16 protein-coding genes are annotated in these 15,698 nt (G+C 67.0%); 6 read left to right on the forward strand and 10 right to left on the reverse strand.

The annotated features are described in order from the left end of the window. Position 1: 1 nt before the first annotated feature. Positions 2 to 2,545, reverse strand: a complete 2,544-nt coding sequence (pheT, locus tag U7114_RS12945) for a phenylalanine--tRNA ligase subunit beta (RefSeq protein ID WP_323057585.1) — start codon at positions 2,543 to 2,545, stop codon at positions 2 to 4. 2 nt (positions 2,546 to 2,547) lie between these two features. Beyond that, entirely contained in the window at positions 2,548 to 3,609 is a 1,062-nt protein-coding gene (gene pheS, locus U7114_RS12950; RefSeq protein ID WP_157238564.1) for a phenylalanine--tRNA ligase subunit alpha, read from the reverse strand. Positions 3,610 to 3,806: 197 nt separating this feature from the next. On the opposite strand from pheS, the gene U7114_RS12955 reads away from it, so the two are divergent. The 3 genes from U7114_RS12955 (at position 3,807) to U7114_RS12965 (ending at position 6,237) form a co-directional block, all read left to right on the forward strand. Further along, positions 3,807 to 4,286: a hypothetical protein gene (locus U7114_RS12955; protein ID WP_323057586.1), complete on the forward strand. Its 480-nt coding sequence runs from the start codon at positions 3,807 to 3,809 to the stop codon at positions 4,284 to 4,286. Positions 4,287 to 4,289: 3 nt separating this feature from the next. Further along, complete coding sequence (locus U7114_RS12960) at positions 4,290 to 5,033, forward strand: SIMPL domain-containing protein (protein ID WP_323057587.1); 744 nt, start codon at positions 4,290 to 4,292, stop codon at positions 5,031 to 5,033. 70 nt (positions 5,034 to 5,103) lie between these two features. Further along, positions 5,104 to 6,237 carry an Rv2578c family radical SAM protein gene (locus U7114_RS12965; RefSeq protein ID WP_157238566.1) on the forward strand — a complete coding sequence of 378 codons (1,134 nt, stop codon included), beginning with the start codon at positions 5,104 to 5,106 and terminating at the stop codon, positions 6,235 to 6,237. On the opposite strand, the gene U7114_RS12970 is transcribed toward U7114_RS12965, so the two are convergent. Continuing rightward, on the reverse strand, positions 6,234 to 6,683 hold the full coding sequence (locus U7114_RS12970; RefSeq protein ID WP_323057588.1) for a (deoxy)nucleoside triphosphate pyrophosphohydrolase: 450 nt from the start codon (positions 6,681 to 6,683) through the stop codon (positions 6,234 to 6,236). The two genes, U7114_RS12965 and U7114_RS12970, sit on opposite strands and share 4 nt — an antisense overlap. 160 nt (positions 6,684 to 6,843) lie before the next feature. On the opposite strand from U7114_RS12970, the gene U7114_RS12975 reads away from it, so the two are divergent. Continuing rightward, positions 6,844 to 8,052, forward strand: a complete 1,209-nt coding sequence (locus U7114_RS12975; protein WP_157238567.1) for an MFS transporter — start codon at positions 6,844 to 6,846, stop codon at positions 8,050 to 8,052. Positions 8,053 to 8,110: 58 nt separating this feature from the next. Here U7114_RS12975 and U7114_RS12980 read toward each other — a convergent pair whose 3' ends face one another. Further along, positions 8,111 to 9,070, reverse strand: a complete 960-nt coding sequence (locus tag U7114_RS12980) for a cation diffusion facilitator family transporter (RefSeq protein WP_323057589.1) — start codon at positions 9,068 to 9,070, stop codon at positions 8,111 to 8,113. Between the two features lie 196 nt (positions 9,071 to 9,266). Here U7114_RS12980 and U7114_RS12985 point away from each other — a divergent pair, with 196 nt between their 5' ends. Further along, positions 9,267 to 9,542 (forward strand): GlsB/YeaQ/YmgE family stress response membrane protein, encoded by a 276-nt coding sequence (locus tag U7114_RS12985; RefSeq protein WP_066274925.1) that lies wholly within the window; start codon positions 9,267 to 9,269, stop codon positions 9,540 to 9,542. A gap of 183 nt (positions 9,543 to 9,725) precedes the next feature. On the opposite strand, the gene U7114_RS12990 is transcribed toward U7114_RS12985, so the two are convergent. The 4 genes from U7114_RS12990 to infC all read right to left on the reverse strand — a co-directional run bounded on the left by U7114_RS12990 (position 9,726) and on the right by infC (position 12,530). Next, positions 9,726 to 10,637, reverse strand: coding sequence for an RNA methyltransferase (locus U7114_RS12990; RefSeq protein WP_323057590.1), 912 nt, complete (start codon positions 10,635 to 10,637; stop codon positions 9,726 to 9,728). A 61-nt stretch (positions 10,638 to 10,698) separates the two neighbouring features. Then, on the reverse strand, positions 10,699 to 11,085 hold the full coding sequence (rplT, locus tag U7114_RS12995; RefSeq protein ID WP_066274920.1) for a 50S ribosomal protein L20: 387 nt from the start codon (positions 11,083 to 11,085) through the stop codon (positions 10,699 to 10,701). A 118-nt stretch (positions 11,086 to 11,203) separates the two neighbouring features. Then, positions 11,204 to 11,398 carry a 50S ribosomal protein L35 gene (rpmI, locus tag U7114_RS13000; RefSeq protein ID WP_009358635.1) on the reverse strand — a complete coding sequence of 65 codons (195 nt, stop codon included), beginning with the start codon at positions 11,396 to 11,398 and terminating at the stop codon, positions 11,204 to 11,206. A gap of 118 nt (positions 11,399 to 11,516) precedes the next feature. Next, positions 11,517 to 12,530: a translation initiation factor IF-3 gene (gene infC / locus U7114_RS13005; RefSeq protein WP_416235555.1), complete on the reverse strand. Its 1,014-nt coding sequence runs from the start codon at positions 12,528 to 12,530 to the stop codon at positions 11,517 to 11,519. Positions 12,531 to 12,915: 385 nt separating this feature from the next. Between infC and U7114_RS13010 the strand changes: the two genes are divergently transcribed. After that, positions 12,916 to 13,302, forward strand: coding sequence for a DUF1844 domain-containing protein (locus U7114_RS13010; protein WP_157238571.1), 387 nt, complete (start codon positions 12,916 to 12,918; stop codon positions 13,300 to 13,302). Between the two features lie 166 nt (positions 13,303 to 13,468). On the opposite strand, the gene U7114_RS13015 is transcribed toward U7114_RS13010, so the two are convergent. Together U7114_RS13015 and U7114_RS13020 are read right to left on the reverse strand one after the other, a co-directional pair. Continuing rightward, the gene (locus U7114_RS13015; RefSeq protein WP_323057591.1) at positions 13,469 to 14,755 is read right to left on the reverse strand and encodes an MFS transporter; all 1,287 of its coding nucleotides are present in this window, start codon (positions 14,753 to 14,755) and stop codon (positions 13,469 to 13,471) included. Positions 14,756 to 14,808: 53 nt separating this feature from the next. Continuing rightward, entirely contained in the window at positions 14,809 to 15,690 is an 882-nt protein-coding gene (locus tag U7114_RS13020; RefSeq protein WP_157238573.1) for an SseB family protein, read from the reverse strand. Positions 15,691 to 15,698 lie beyond the last annotated feature (8 nt).

A 15,698-nucleotide genomic window follows, 5' to 3' on the forward strand; every position in this document is an offset into this window, starting at 1 on the left:
CCTAGCGCTGGACCGCGCCGAAGCGCTCAGCGGCCAGGGCCACGGCGCTCTCGCGTGCGGCCGACGCCTCGTCCGCCGTCAGGGTGCGGTCGTCGGCACGGAACCGGAGCCCGAAAGCCAAGGACTTCTTGCCTTCCTCAATCCCCTTGCCGGCGTAGACGTCGAAGAGCGCAACGTCCTCCAGCAGTTCACCGGCACCCTCGCGGAGGGCGGCCAGCACGTCATCCGCCGGGACCCCGGCGGGAACCACCAGCGCCACGTCCTGGGTAGCCACCGGGAACGTGGAGATGTGCCGCGCCACGATGACATCAGGCGCGGCCTCGAACAGGGCGTCGGCGTTGAGCTCCAGTGCAACGGAGCGTGCTGGCATGTCGGAAGCCGCCAGCAGCTTGGGGTGCAGTTCTCCTGCATAGCCCACTACTTCGCCCGTGCGCAGGGACAACCGGGCGGCCCGGCCCGGGTGGAACGCCTGGTGCGCACCCTGGCTGACCACAATGTCCACGCCCAGGACGTCCCCGGCGAGGCGGGCGATGTCCAGCGCGTCAGCCCAGTCCCACGGCCGCGGCGTGTGGCCTGCGGCGGCGGGCGAATCATGGCCCGTGAGGACTGCGGCGAGGTGGAACGGCTGGGCGGGAACGCCGTCGTACAGCGCGTCCAGCACCTCATCGGCAGGCTTGGCGCCGAGCGGCGGGATGGAGTCCGTGCCCATTACCTCTGCCGGCAGGAACACCAGGCCCGATTCGAAGAGTGCCAGGTCCCGGAATCCACGGGAGTGGTTCCGCTTTGCCACCTCAATCAGCCCCGGCAGGATGGAAGTGCGCAGGAAGCCCTGCTCCTCACTGATCGGGTTGGCCAGCTTGACCGCGGTCCGGACGGCCCCCTCTTCAGGCACGCCGAAGGTGTCATTGGACGCCTTGGACACGAAGGGGTAGGCCAGGACTTCGGTGAGGCCGGCATCAGCCAGCGCCTGGATAAGGCGGCGGCGCTGCTGCTGCACGCGCGTCAGGCCGCGGCCGGGAGGCGCCACAGGCAGCGTCGCGGGAATCTGGTCGTAACCCACCAGCCGGGCGATCTCCTCGGAGAGGTCCTCCTTGGTCTCCAGGTCGTGGCGCCAACTGGGGGCCGTCACGGTCCAGCCGCCGTCGCTCTTCTCCACGGCCGCGCCCAGGTCCTCCAAGGAGGTGACAATCTGCTCTTCGGTGAAGTCGATGCCGATCCGTGCGGCCGCGAAGGCTGCCGGAAGTTCGATCGCCACGGAGTCAGGGGCGGTGCCGACGTCGGTTCCCGCCTCGTCTGCCGTGCCGCCTGCGAGTTCCACGAGGAGGTCAACCACCCGCTGGGCGGCGATGCCGGCCACCTGCCAGTCAACGCCGCGCTCGAAGCGCTTGGACGCCTCGGACGGCAGTTTGTGGCGACGGCGGGAACGGGAGATGGATACCTCGTCGAAGTGCGCCGCCTCCACCAGGATGTTCGTGGTGTCATCGGATACCTCGGTGTCGGCTCCGCCCATCACGCCGGCGATGCCGATGGCGCCGGAGTCATCGGTGATCAGCAGGTCCTCGGCATCGAGGGTGCGTACCTTGTCATCGAGGGTGGTGATCTTCTCGCCGGCCGCGGCACGGCGCACCACAATGTCCCCGGACAGCTTGTCCAGGTCGTAGCAGTGCGTGGGCTGGCCGAGTTCCAGCATCACGTAGTTGGAGATGTCCACCGGCAGGGAGATGGAGCGGATGCCGGCCAGCCGGAGCCGGGACACCATCCACGGCGGGGTGGGCCTGGTGGCGTCGACGCCGCGGACGGTCCGTGCCACGAAGCGGTCGCAGCCGGCGTTCCCGTAGATGGGCGCGTCGTCGTTGAGCTTGACGCCATACCCGCCGGAGAGCTCCGCAGGAGCGTTGACGCGGGACGCGGGATCCGTGAAGGTGGTCCCCGTGGCGTGCGCGTATTCGCGGGCAACCCCGCGGATGGAGAAGGCGTAGCCGCGGTCCGGGGTGACATTGATTTCCGCGGCTTCGTCATAGAGGCCCAGCAGTTCCATGGCGTCGGTGCCCACCTCGGGGTCCAGCCCGATGCGGGACAGCACCAGGATGCCGTCGTGGTCCTCGCCGATGCCCAGTTCGCGGACGGAGGCGATCATGCCGGCGGAAAGGTGGCCGTAGGTCTTGCGCGCGGAGATGTGGAAATCGCCCGGCAGCACGGCGCCCGGCAACGTGACCACCACTTTGTCGCCCTCTATGAAGTTATGGGCGCCGCAGATGATGCCCTGCACGCCGGAGGGGTCGATGCCCTTGCCGGTGAGCGCCTGCTCCTGCCCCTCGGGGACAACGCGGACCTGGCACCAGTTGATGGTCTTGCCGTTGGTTTGCGGTTCTTTGACCAGGCTCAGGACCTGGCCCACCACGATCGGGCCCTTGAGGGTGTCCGTGGGACGGTGGACGTCCTCTTCCTCAAAGCCCACCTTGACCAGTTCGGCCATCACGTCTTCGGCCGTAGCTCCGGCCGGTACCTCCGCGAATTCACGCAGCCAGGAAATTGGGATACGCACTGTTAGATCTCCATCCCGAAGTGCTCGCTGAAACGTACATCGCCTTCGATCATGTCGCGCATGTCCCCCACCTCGTTGCGGAACATGAGGGTGCGCTCGATGCCCATGCCGAAGGCAAAACCTGAATAGACGTCCGGGTCGATGCCGGCGGCGCGCAGGACGTTGGGGTTGACCATGCCGCAGCCGCCCCACTCGATCCACGCCGGGCCGCCCTTGGCGCCTGGGTGGAAGATGTCCAGCTCGGCAGAGGGCTCCGTGAAGGGGAAGTAGTTGGGCCGCAGCCGGATCTGGGCTTCGTCGCCGAACATCTGCCGGGCGAAGTGCTCCAGGGTGCCGCGCAGGTCCGCCATGCTGAGCTTCTTGTCGATGGCGAGGCCTTCGAACTGGTGGAACACCGGCGTGTGCGTGGCGTCCAGCTCGTCCGTGCGGAACACCTTGCCCGGGCACAGCACGTAGATGGGCAGCTCGCGTTCCAGCATGGAGCGGACCTGCACCGGGGACGTGTGCGTGCGCATCAGCAGGTGGGCCTCGGGCGGCTCCACGAAGAAGGTGTCCTGCATTTCGCGGGCCGGGTGGTCCGGCTTGAAGTTCAGGGCGTCGAAGTTGAACCACTCCGATTCCACTTCCGGACCCTCGGCGATTTCCCAGCCCATGCCCACGAAGATGTCCGCAACGCGGTCCTGGAGGGTGGACAGGGGGTGCCGGGCACCGGCACGACGACGGCGGGGGGCGGCCGTGACGTCAACCGTCTCTTCCAGCAGGATACGGGCGTCGTTTTCGGCTTCCAGCTCGGCCGTGCGGTCCGCGAGCGCCTTGTTGACCCGCCCGCGGGAGGCACCCATCAGCTTTCCGGCCACGGCCTTCTGGTCCTTGGGCAGCTTGCCGATTTCGCGGTTCGCAAGGCTGAGGGGAGACTTCTCCCCGGTGTGGGCGAGCCTCACCGCCTTCAGCTCGTCAAGGGTGGCCGCGCCGGTGATGGCGGCAACGGCCTGGTCTACGGCGGCAGTGATGGCGGCTTCATCCGTGGGGTTCGGGATGGCGGCGCCCGGCAAAGTTTCAGTCATCTACTGTTCTTAGCTACGAGTCGTGGCTGCCGGTGAACGGGACAGCCAGCGCGGTTTCCCGGCGGCGCGTCCATCACTGGCAGGTCATGGATGAATGCCCCAAGTGCAGGGCGTTCAATGACCAGGTCAGGGCACACCGGCGGAACCGGCGGCCACTATTCTCCAGTCTAATTGAACCGTCCGGCTAGCATGGCCTCATGACTGCGCCTCGAAGCCAGGAAGCCCCGGAGGGCCTCACGGCCGCGCAGCGGCTGCGGCAGGTCGCCAACCTGGTCAACGGCAGCACTGCCCTCGGCGTCGCTGTCGCTGTCGCCGCCCGCACCGACGTCCGCAGGGGGCCGCGCGGCCTGGTCCTTGCGGGCGGGTACAGTTGGCGGTTGCCGTTCGCGGGAGCGTTCACCCTGGGCAACGTGGTGCTCTGCCGCTGCCCGGCCGACAAGCTGGCGGCACAGCCGGCCCTGCTGGGCCACGAAGAAAAACACTGCAGCCAGTACGCCTGGTGCCTGGGCTTCCCCTTCCTGCCGCTGTATCTCCTCAGCGCCGGGTGGTCCATGCTGCGCACCGGGAACCCAGGGACCGCCAACATTTTTGAACGGCACGCCGGACTTGCCGCCGGCGGCTACCCGGTACGCCCCCGCCGCCCCCGGCGCCGGGGACCGTCAGAAGTGGAGGCGTGACCCATGGCAGCGGATTCCGGCAGCGGCGGCGGGGCAAGGGGCGGAGTGGGGGTTCCCGGGCATCAGCCCGGGGCGGCGGATTCCCCTGGAAATGGCTCCCGCGGCACTGAGCCGCGCGGCACTGTCACCGTCACCGGGACCGGCTCGGCGGATGCTGCCCCCGACCTGATGGTGGTCTCCATCGGGGTGGAGTGCCGCGCCGAATCCGTGGAGGCCGCCTACTCCCGGGCCGGCGCCGGCTCCGATGCCGTTGCCTCCGCCTTCCGCCGGCACGGCGTTGAGGGTGCCGACATCCGCACTGCGGCCCTGAACGTGCGGGCGGATGTGACATGGCGGGAAGGCGGGGGCCAGCGGGTCACGGGGTACGTTGCAGCCTGCACCCTCACCATAAGGTTGCGGGCGCCTGGTTCCGCCTCCGCCGCAATCTCCGAAGCCGTTGGGGCGGGCGGCAACGACGTCCGGCTGAACGGCCTCGAACTCACGTTCAGCGACGACGCCGCAGTCCGGGCACGGGCGCGTGAAGCTGCCTGGCTGGATGCAGCGAGTACCGCACGCCAGTACGCCCAGCTTGCCTCGGCCCGGTTGGGGCGGGTGCTTTCCATAGTGGACAACGTCCCGGTCCAGGGTCCGGTGCCGCTGGCCCGGATGCAGCGCGCCGCTTCCGTGGAACAGGTCGCCGTGGAGCCTGGGGACTCCACCGTGGCCGCTGCAATCACGGTGGTGTGGGAGCTCCAGGACCTCACGTAGGCGGGCTTCGGCACGCCGGCCGGGCCGGCCGATGCTTGACTTTAGTTCGAACATACATTCGAATAGGGGCATGAGATGGGACGCCCAAGCACTGATGCCCCGGCCGGGAGAAACTGCTCCGGGCACCGCCTCACCCGCCCTGCTACCGCTGGCCGGCCTGGTCCGCTCGGTCACCACTCCCGAGTTCGCCGGCATCACCTTCCACGAGGTCACCGCCAAATCGGTGCTCAACAAGGTGCCGCCCGGTTCAAGGATGCCGTTCGAGTGGACCATCAACCCCTACCGGGGCTGCAGCCACGCCTGCGTCTATTGCTTCGCCCGGAAAAGCCATACGTACCTGGATTTCGACCCCGGCCTGGACTTCGACAGCCAGGTGGTGGTCAAGGTCAACGCCGCGGAGGTCCTTCGCAAAGAACTGGCCAAACCTTCCTGGGGCCGCCACCAGGTGGCCCTCGGCACCAACACGGACCCCTACCAGCGTGCCGAGGGCCGTTACCGCTTGATGCCCGGCATCATCACCGCCCTTGCTGACTCGGGAACTCCCCTCTCGATCCTCACCAAGGGGACGCTGCTGGCACGGGACATTCCATTGCTCAAGAGCGCCGCAGCCCAGGTGCCCGTGGGCCTGGGCATCTCCCTCGCCATGACCGATGAAGCGCTCTCCGAGGCCGTCGAGCCGGGAACGCCGGGGCCCCGGGCACGGCTCAAGCTCGTCTCCCGCCTTCGCGAGGCCGGACTCCCCTGCGGGGTGATGGCCATGCCCATCCTCCCCTGGCTTTCGGACAGCGATGACGCCTTGGATGCGCTTTTCGCTTCATTGGCTGCCGCCGGGGCCACCGGAGTGACCGCCGGAGCCCTCTACCTCAAACCGGGCACCAGGGAGTGGTTCATGAAGTGGATCGCCGCCAACCATCCCGGACTGGCCGGCCGCTACCGCGGGCTCTACGGCTCCGGCTCGTATGCCTCCAAGGAGTACCGCTCCTGGCTGGCCGGCAAGGTCCGCTACTTCAAGGCACGCCATGGCTTCACCAATTCATCCGGCTTCAGCCACAGGGACCTGGAGGACGACCCCCGCGGCGAGGAGGCTGCCTACCCGGCAGGCGCCATTCCGGCAGCGGCAGGGCATGATGCGGGTAGCTCCATGCCCGGCGTACCCGGGCTGCCGGCACAGGGAGGACCGGCAGAACAGGCAACGCTCTTCTAGGAGCGCGCAGCCTCAGCCTGGACACCCAGGGCGGAAAGAAGCGCCCTGACGATCGGGAAATCGGCAGGTATCCAGGGCAGGCCCAGGACCGCTTCCGGATCAGACAGTGCCACCCACCGCAGGTCATCGTGGTCTTCAAGCGGCCGCGCTTCCCCGCGGGTCACCTCCGCAAGCCACACCCGCATGCTGGCACGGCTGTTCAGCGGCCACCCCTGCGGTGCCCCGGCCGGAAGCTCGGGGCCGAGCCGGACGCCGATGCCGAGTTCCTCGTACAGCTCGCGGGCCAGCGCGGCTTCCGGTTGCTCTCCGGATTCCACCTTGCCGCCGGGGAACTCCCAGAGGCCGGCCAGCTCCTCCGGCGCGCTGCGCCGCGCCACCAGCAGCAGCGAAGGTTCCGCCAGGCTGTCAACGACGGCTCCGCCTACCACCTGTATCAGTCCAGTCACTGGCTCATTCTATGGGGGACAATGGTGGGGCCGGACACACCATTCCTGCAGCGGGAATACCACTCCCCCTTCCCGGGGTTGTTGGCAGGGTCCGGACTTCACCAGCCCCACTGCCGTGGCATCGGTCCCATCACCAGTTTCTACCCCGAAAAGCAGGCCCATGAGCAGCGTCCTCGAAACATCCACGGCAGCCCCCACCCGATCCCCCAACATCGCCATGGCCATCTTTGCCCTCGCCATGGGAGGGGTGGGCATCGGGGTTACGGAATTCACCATGATGGGCCTGCTGAAGGAAGTGGAGCAGGGCCTCGGGATATCAACACCGGAAGCCGGCCACCTCATCTCCGCCTATGCCTTGGGCGTTGTAGTCGGGGCCCCGCTGCTCGCCGCCGTCGGGGCCAAGCTCCCCCGCAAGCACCTGGCCCTCGGGCTCATCCTTTTTTTCGCGGTGGCCAACTTCCTTTCCTTCCTCGCGCCCGACTACGGGACCATGCTGGCCTCGCGCTTCGCCGCAGGCCTGCCGCACGGCGCGTTCTTCGGAGTTGCGGCGGTCATTGCAGCCTCGCTGGTTCCGCCAACGCGGCGCGGGTGGGCGATCTCCATGGTGATGGCGGGGCTCAGCATCTCCAACGTGGTGGGGGTGCCCTTTGCCACCTGGATGGGCCAAACGTACGGCTGGCGGCTGCTGTTTATCCTGGTGGGATTGATAGGACTGCTAACGCTTGCCCTGGTCTGGAAATTCGTCCCGTTCCACCACGCCCACCCGGACGCAAGCATCCGGCGTGAACTGGGAGCCCTCAAACGCCTGCAGGTCTGGCTGGCCATCCTGATCGGCATCGTAGGCTTTGGCGGCTTCTTCGCCACCTACACCTACATCGCCCACACCATGACACTCGTGGCAGGCATGCCGTCGTCACTGATTCCGATGGTGGTGGCGCTCTATGGCCTGGGAATGGTGGCCGGCAACATCGTGGGCGGCAGGTTCGCTGACAAGTCCGTGATGGGAACCCTGTACAAGGTGCTGCCCGCCATAGCTGTTGCCTTGGTGGTCTACGCCGTGGCCGTCCACTGGCCGTGGTCTGCCTTCGTCATGGTGTTCGTGGTGGGCGCTTCCGGGTCCATGCTGGTCCCGGCCCTGCAGACCCGGCTCCTGGATGCGTCGCCGGACGCGCCGTCCCTCGCTTCGTCACTGAACCATGCAGCGCTCAACGTGGCCAATGCGCTGGGGGCCTTCCTGGGCGGGGTAGTGATCGCGCTCGGCTGGGGTTACGTTGCCCCTGCGCTGGTAGGCGCCGTCCTCGCCCTGTTGGGACTCGGCGTCGCCATCGCCAGCGGACTCCTGGAACGCAAGAAGCCGCTGACCGCCTGATCCTTTGGGACCGGGGCGGCCGGCGGCTTCCGGCCAGGCAGTAGTTACGGAAGCACCGTTACGGCTGCGGGGCTGCGGCGGCAGGCTGCTGGTCCGCCTCTGTGGCATCGGCCCGGTGAAGGTCGGGCTCCAGGTAGATGACCCGGGCGATGGGCACGGCCGCGCGGATCCTCGCTTCAGCAGCGTCGATCTCGCGTGCGATCTCGACCCCCGTGGTGGAATGGCTGATGGCGATCTTGGCGGCCACGAGGAGCTCCTCCGGGCCAAGGTGCAGGGTCTTGAGGTGGATGATGCGCCCGCCGTCGGCTTCGATCGCCGCGGCGATCTTCCCGACGTCGTCCTTTGTTGCGGACTCGCCCAGGAGCAGGGACTTGGTTTCCAGTGCGAGCACGACGGCGATGGCCACCAGCAGCAGGCCGATCATCGCCGTGCCGGCGGCATCCCAGAGTCCATCACCCGTGATGAGCGTCAGGCTGACGCCGATAAGGGCGAAGACCAGGCCCACGAGCGCGCCAAGGTCCTCGAGCAGGATCACCGGCAGCTCAGGCTGCTTGGCGCTCCGCACGAACCTGGCCCAGGACTGCTGCCCGCGGACGTGGTTCGACTCGATGATGGCGGTCCGGAACGAGAAGGACTCGGCAATGATCGCACCCAGCAGCACGGCCAACGGAACCCACCAGAAGTCCCCTTCGATGGCATGCGGGTGCTGGAACTTGTCCCATGCCTCATAGAGGGCGAAGAGGCCGCCGACGCTGAACAGGACGATGGAGACAATGAAGGCATAGATGTAGCGCTCCCGGCCGTAGCCGAAGGGGTGCTCGGGGCTGGCAGCCCGTTTCGCTTTCTTGCCTCCTACCAGCAGAAGGACCTGGTTGCCTGAGTCGGCCACGGAGTGGATGGCTTCGGCGAGCATTGACGAGGAAAGCGTGAGGGCATACGCCACGAACTTCAGGGCGGCGATGGTCAGGTTGGCAGCCAGGGCCGCCACAATCGCCTTGGTACCGCCATGTGCAGCCAAGGGGCTTCACCTCTTTACGTTTACGGTTCAGTTAGGACAATGCGGATCCGGCCCCGGCCCGCCCATAGTCACCGTACCCGCCGCAATGTCCTGCATGCGCCAGCGACTGACCCTAAGCCTGCTGACATTGGCGGGGCCCTATGTTAGCTTGAGCCTCATCGGGACCATCAGATCCCGGCCACTATAAGGAGGAGACATGGGTTTTCTTGCTTGGATTATCCTCGGCCTTATCGTAGGGGCCATTGTTAAGGCCGTCATGCCCGGACGGGTTGGCGGGGGCTGGGTCACCAGCCTTGTTTTGGGTGTAGTGGGCGCCATTGTGGGCGGCTGGATCGGCAGCCTCCTGTTCAACAAGGGCGATCTTGCCTTCTTCGACCTGGGCACCTGGATTCTCGCTATCGTCGGCGGCCTTGTTGTTGCCGGCATCTACGGGGCTATCACCGGACGCGGCAAGGCTACCCGCGCACCCTGATTTGCTTCCCTGTTTGAACATCAACAGCAAGGGCTCCGGAAAATCCGGAGCCCTTATATTTTTCAACCAACCGGGTTTTTCAAGCAGCCGGGCAAGGCACTGCTGCCGGGTCCGGGCGGAGAACGCCGACGGGTCCTGCCGGGCAAAGTCCTGCGAGGCAGAGTCCTTCGGGGCTGCGAAAGCCTAGGCTGTCACCCGGGCGGGCAGGTGCTGGGACCGGGCGCTGGCGTACAGGCAGACCGTGGCCGCGGTACCCAGGTTCAGGCTCTCCGCGGAGCCGTACACCGGCACGGCCACCCGATGGTCTGCCAGCGCAAGCTCCTCCTGGGACAGACCCTGGGCCTCGTTCCCGAAAAACCACGCGGTGGGCTGCTCCAGGGCATAGGCCGACTCCGGACCTTCACCGGTCAGCCGTCGCCGGGCGTTCTCATCCTGCAGGGTGTCCAAGTTGAGGGAACCGTAGCCGTCCGCCGCCAGGATGCCTATCCCCCGTGCCCGGCAGGCCGCAACCAGGCCGCCGATGTCGGCACCCAGCACCACCGGGAGGTGGAAGAGCGAGCCGGCCGTGGAGCGCACCGCCTTGGGGTTGTAGATGTCCACGCTGGAGGATGTGAGGATGACAGCGTCCGCGCCGGCGGAGTCCGCTGCCCGCAGGACGGTTCCCGCGTTCCCGGGGTCACGGACCTGGCACAGCACGGCAATCAGGCGGGGCCCGGCGTCGAGCACTTCTTCCAGCGCCACGTCCAGGAAGCGGCAGACGGCGACGATCCCCTGCGGGTTGACGGTGTCCGCCATGGCCGCGAGGACCTCGTCAGTGGCAAGGCGGGCGTTGACCCCTTGGGACAGTTCCTCAAATTCCGGGAACCGGTCCAGGCAGCTTTCGCTGGCAAAAACCTCCGTGACCACACCCGGGGCGCCGGCGGCAAGGCGCTGCTGGTGGAGCCTGAGGGCTTCGCGGACTGCCTGGGGCCCTTCAGCCAGGAACAGGCCGCGCTTTAAACGGGCCGGGCGCCCGGCAAGTTTTGCCACGTCCCTCACCCGATCAGCTCGGGGATTGGACAGCGGAAAATCTTGCGGGCGCCCGGTTTCGTTCATATAAGAACTTTAGTGGCTAGGGCCCGGGTTCCTGAACCGTCCCTGGCGGAACAGCCGGTTGCTAGGCAACAACCTTCTTGGCGGAGGTGTCGGCAGGCAGGGAATCCTTGGCAACCTTGACCAGCGCTGCGAAAGCGTTGGCGTCGGAAACGGCCAGCTCGGCCAGCATGCGGCGGTCAACCTCAACCTCAGCGGCCTTCAGGCCCTGGATCAGACGGTTGTAGGTGAGTCCGTTGGCGCGGGATGCAGCGTTGATGCGCTGGATCCACAGGCGGCGGAAGTCGCCCTTCTTCTTCTTGCGGTCGCCGTAGCTGTACACAAACGAGTGCAGCAGCTGCTCTTTGGCCTTGCGGTACAGGCGTGAACGCTGTCCACGGTAGCCCTTTGCGCGTTCAAGGATAACCCGGCGCTTCTTGTGGGCGTTGACCGCCCTCTTCACACGTGCCACGTGCGTACTCCTTCGAAAATCTGATCCCAAGCATCTACTGCCGGTTTCCCGGCGGCCTGAGAAGGCTTTTTGGTAGGTGACCGGCCACCAGGTGGTGGTCAGTCAAAGAACTTGGAAACTAGATGCCGAGCATCTTCCGGATGACCTTGGCATCGCCCTTGAAGACGATCTTGTCGCCGGCAAGGCGACGGGTCAGCCGTGAGGACTTGTGCTCGAGGTAGTGGCGGCGGTTGGCCTGCTGGCGGCGCAGCTTGCCGCTGCCGGTCAGCTTGAAGCGCTTCTTGGCACCACTGTGGGTCTTCATCTTCGGCATGGGAACCGATCTCCTTACGTATCCGCAGGCTGGGCCTGCGGCTCTCTCGCGCAGCCGCCCCTGCGGGCGGCATGCTGGTTGCTGACTGTCCGGGGACGGAACCCCGGGCAGCTATGAACTAAGTGGTCTTCTTGCCGGCCGGCTTCGGCGCTGCCTTGGGGGCAGGGCGGGCAGCAGGCTTCGGCGCGGCGGGCCTGGCCACCGGCTTCGGCGGAGCAGGAACCGCTGCGGGCTTCGGCGCTGCTGCCGGAGCCGCCGCGGCGGGCTTCTCGGCCGCAGCCTTGGGGGCGGGAGCAGCCTTCGGAGCAGCAGCCTTGGGGGCCGCCGCCTTCGGAGCAACTGCCTTCGGAGCCTCCTGCTTCGGAGCCTCCTGCTTGGGTGCTTCCTGCTTGGGAGCCTCCTGCTTCGGAGCTTCCGCGGCCTTGGCGGGCGCTTCGGCTGCAGCAGGCTCGACGACGGCGGCCGGCTCCTGCGCAGGGGCCTCGGCTACTGCCTCAGGTTCAGTCGAGACGGTGAATCCTTCGGGCAGCAGATCCGCCAGGGACTGCGTCAAAGGCGCCTGATCGTCGCCGGACGTGTCAACACGCCCGGAAGCCTTGGCTTCGTTCTGTGCCTTCGCCTCGGCACGCTGGGTGGCGCGACGGGCTTCGGCCTTGGCCTCCGCCTTGTTCTTCAGCGGGCCAACCACCATGACCATGTTGCGGCCGTCAATGCGGGGGCTGGACTCCACAACGCCCACTTCAGCGACGTCGTCGGCGAAGCGCTGGAGGAGGCGGATGCCCATTTCCGGACGCTGCTGCTCACGGCCACGGAACTGGATCATGGCCTTGACCTTGTCCCCGGCGCCGAGGAAGCGCAGTGCGTGCCCGCGCTTGGTCTCGTAGTCGTGGGTGTCGATCTTCAGGCGGAAGCGGATTTCCTTCAGAACGGTGTTCGTCTGGTTCTTCCGGGCTTCGCGTGCCTTAACCGCGGCCTCGTACTTGTACTTGCCGAAGTCCATCAGCTTGCACACCGGAGGCTTCGCCTGAGGTGCAACTTCAACGAGATCAAGGTCGGACTCGGCAGCCAGACGCAGGGCATCCTCAATACGGACGATTCCTACCTGTTCACCTGCAGGGCCGACCAGCCGCACCTCGGGGACGCGGATACGCTCATTGATTCTTGGCTCGCTAATGTTAAAGCTCCTGTTTTTGTTGTGGAATCCGGCAAATAGAGAAGGCCCCCAATTGCCGGAGCAATCGAAGGCCTCTGAAAGATCGGATACAGCTCCCTTCCAGGGACTGCACGCACAGTTCCGGCCGATGCCGGTTCCATGCCCAACCAGGTACCCGGCAACCTTGAGTTCCTAAACTTCGGAACAGCGGCTGACGCGGGTGGGAGAGAACTCCGCTTGCAAACTGCATGCCATCTTACAGAAAAAATTCCCGTCAACGCAGTGCAGCGCCGGTGGGAACCTTGATTGTTGGATCAATCTCTGAAATAACGACATCCAGTTGGTCTGTGTCAAGCTTACCAGTATGAGCACCCCAGACAGTAATTCACACGTTTTCGAGCCCGCGCCCGCCGGTCCCGATGTCTCCCGGCAGGTCCGCGATATTTCCGAGGTTCCGGCGATCGAGGTCATCACCACCGCAGCCGTCCATCTGATGAGCGCAGCCGCCGTCAAGCTGGGGCTGGCGGCGGAGGACAACGCCGAGGAACTGAAGGACCTGGACGAGGCCCGGAAACTGATCACGGCCCTGGCCGGCCTGGTGACGGCGGCCGCCCCGGAGATCGGATCGCAGCACGCAGGGCCGTTGCGTGACGGCCTGCGGTCGCTGCAGCTGGCGTTCCGCGAAGAGTCGCTGATTCCCGATGCCCCGGGCAAGGGCCCGGGAGAGAAGTACACCGGGGCAGTGAACTAACGAAGAACCCACCCAAGCGCCTTGCGACGGCGGGACGGCCTTTACGGGTCTTCCCGCCGTCGTCGTTTCCCGGGCAAAGTACCTCCGCGGTCCATCGATTGCTCCGTAGCTGCCGTTTGGCGCGGCCAAAAGGACAACTGTGGAGCAACCGATGGAAGATACCGCGTCAGGCAGCGCGGCGCCGCCGCTGCTGGAGGAACAGCCCGGCAAAGCACAGCAGCACGCCGGCGACCCCCACCGACACAAACCCTCCGGACGGTCCTGTGCCGTCGATGAAGACGCCCGCGAGCGGCGCACCCAGGGCCACGCCTGCCGTCAGAGCTGAGCCGTACCAGCCCATGGCCTCCCCGCGGCGTTCCTCGGCCACCAGGTCCGCCACCTTTTCTGATGCTGATGACAGCACGGGCGCGCACAGCAGTCCCGGCAGGAGCGAGGCGAAGGCCAGGGTCCAGGTGTCATGGGCGAAGCCCATGGGGATCGTCAGTGCCGCCATTCCCAGCAGCAGGACCAGCGGAGAGACGGGACGGTGCATGGCGCCGTACACCAGGCCGCCTACCACCGACGCTGCGCACCAGAAGACGAAGACGATGCCGATATCGCGCTGGTGGCCGCCCGTCTCCAGGGCTGCCACAATTCCCACATCCGTCCCGCTCAGGACCATGCCGGCACCCGCTGCCACCGCAAAGACCGCGGCCACGGCGGCCGTGAACCATGTGAAGTTGTGCGCAACCTTGCCGCGGAGGCCGGCACGGCCCCGGGCTTCCGCAGGCGCCAGTTCCGCCGCCGCCTCCTGCAAATGCGCGGGGGCGGCGGACACGACGGCGGCCTCTGCCGCGCGGCACTCGTCAGCGCTGGATTCCTCGGATTGCGCAGCACTGCGGGTGGGCGGGTTGAACCACATCAGGAACAGGCCGGCCAGCGACGTGGAAACGCCCACCACGGTCAGGCCCAGCACTGTGAACCCGCTGGTGGCCACGATGGCACCCGCAGCGGGGCCGATCATGAACACTATCTCGGTGGTGATCGCGTCGAGGGCGAAGGCCGTACGGCGCTGGTCGCCGTCGGCCAGAACGCCCAGGGACTGGCGGACCACGCTGAAGATGGGGAGCGTGAGCAGGCCGCCCACAAACACCAGCGGAAGCAGCCACTGGTAGGACACGTGGGGAACCACAGACCAAATGACGGTTTCCGAGATCACGGAAGGGATCAGTGCGGTGCGCAGGCCCACGGTGTCCACGCGCCGCCCGCGCCACGGCGCGCCAACGGCCATGCCGATGGTCATGACGGCGGCGGCGGCGCCCGCGGCGGCATATCCCTGGTCCAGGGTGAGGACGATGTGCAGGGTCAGCAGCACGCCGGCCGCGGAATGGGGAATACGGGCAACCATGCCCACCAGCAGCAGCCTGCGGACGGGCCCGACGGCGAGCAACTCCCGGTAGAGAGCGAAATTCACGGTGATCCTCATGTCTGCCGCAGCGGGCCGGGGATCACCCCGCCTTTCTGCGGCTAGCGGTCTGCGCGCCTCAACTTGACCTCGATCGAGTCGACGCGCTCCCCAAACAATACATTCCGCGACCACTGCGCCTGGAGGCCGGCTACGAGTTCCTGCACCCCCGCCGCATCGAGTCCGTCTTCGAGGTAGAGCACCACCTGCAGTTCCGGCCCCGCACCGCCGCCTGCAACCATGGTTCCATCGGCGGCGCGGGCGGCCACTCCCCTGCCCGGCACCAGCTCGAGGTTCCGGACGGCGGGGAAACCGGCGGCTGCCCGACCCATCTCCTGCGCGAGCTCTTCGTCCTTGTACGACGGGACCCACCCGTGCTGCTGTGCCAGGGCCCAGACCGCGGGCCGCCGCACCACGAACGTGAACCCGGAGCCCGGATCGAGGACCAGCAGTTCTGCGCCCTCCGCGACGGCGGAGAGCGCCGCACGTGCCGCGTACACCGCAACCGGCCTGGCCCCCGGGTGCCAGGCGGCCAGTGCCGCCGTTGAGGTGAAGGCCGGCATGGCTGTCCTGCCGTCGGCAGCCTTGAGGGTAACCAGGGCCATGTCCGCCTGTTTGTCGGAGTTCAAGCCGTGCGATCCCTCCGCTTCCTCGGCGAGCCGGGCCACGATGGGGATGAACACGCGGGCGGTGGCCAGCGAAGCCACCACGTCGGCTTCATCCCCTGTTCCTTCCCGCAAGGCCGCAACTGCGGCGAGGTAGGCATCGCTGGCGGTTCCGTCGTCGTTCTCGAAGTTGTGGATTTTGGCATCGTCTCCGGCCAGGCTCCGGCCCGCCCAGGGCTGGCCTGCAGAGTCCGCAGCGCCGCCGGCGCCCGCCAGCGCCGCAGCGATGTGCCCCGGCAGCTGGCGCGGGGACGGGGAGCCCGGTTCGTTGCTGGCCATGCCGGGCT

This window comes from Pseudarthrobacter sp. C1 (assembly GCF_034720455.1).
Classification (GTDB): domain Bacteria; phylum Actinomycetota; class Actinomycetes; order Actinomycetales; family Micrococcaceae; genus Arthrobacter.

Coding starts and splice junctions, on each gene's coding strand:
- pheS (WP_157238564.1), bottom strand. CDS start 3,609: ATGACTGAAACTTTGCCGGGCGCCGCCATCCCGAACCCCACGGATGAA.
- U7114_RS12955 (WP_323057586.1), top strand. CDS start 3,807: ATGACTGCGCCTCGAAGCCAGGAAGCCCCGGAGGGCCTCACGGCCGCG.
- U7114_RS12960 (WP_323057587.1), top strand. CDS start 4,290: ATGGCAGCGGATTCCGGCAGCGGCGGCGGGGCAAGGGGCGGAGTGGGG.
- U7114_RS12965 (WP_157238566.1), top strand. CDS start 5,104: ATGAGATGGGACGCCCAAGCACTGATGCCCCGGCCGGGAGAAACTGCT.
- U7114_RS12975 (WP_157238567.1), top strand. CDS start 6,844: ATGAGCAGCGTCCTCGAAACATCCACGGCAGCCCCCACCCGATCCCCC.
- U7114_RS12985 (WP_066274925.1), top strand. CDS start 9,267: ATGGGTTTTCTTGCTTGGATTATCCTCGGCCTTATCGTAGGGGCCATT.
- U7114_RS12990 (WP_323057590.1), bottom strand. CDS start 10,637: ATGAACGAAACCGGGCGCCCGCAAGATTTTCCGCTGTCCAATCCCCGA.
- rpmI (WP_009358635.1), bottom strand. CDS start 11,398: ATGCCGAAGATGAAGACCCACAGTGGTGCCAAGAAGCGCTTCAAGCTG.
- U7114_RS13010 (WP_157238571.1), top strand. CDS start 12,916: ATGAGCACCCCAGACAGTAATTCACACGTTTTCGAGCCCGCGCCCGCC.
- U7114_RS13020 (WP_157238573.1), bottom strand. CDS start 15,690: ATGGCCAGCAACGAACCGGGCTCCCCGTCCCCGCGCCAGCTGCCGGGG.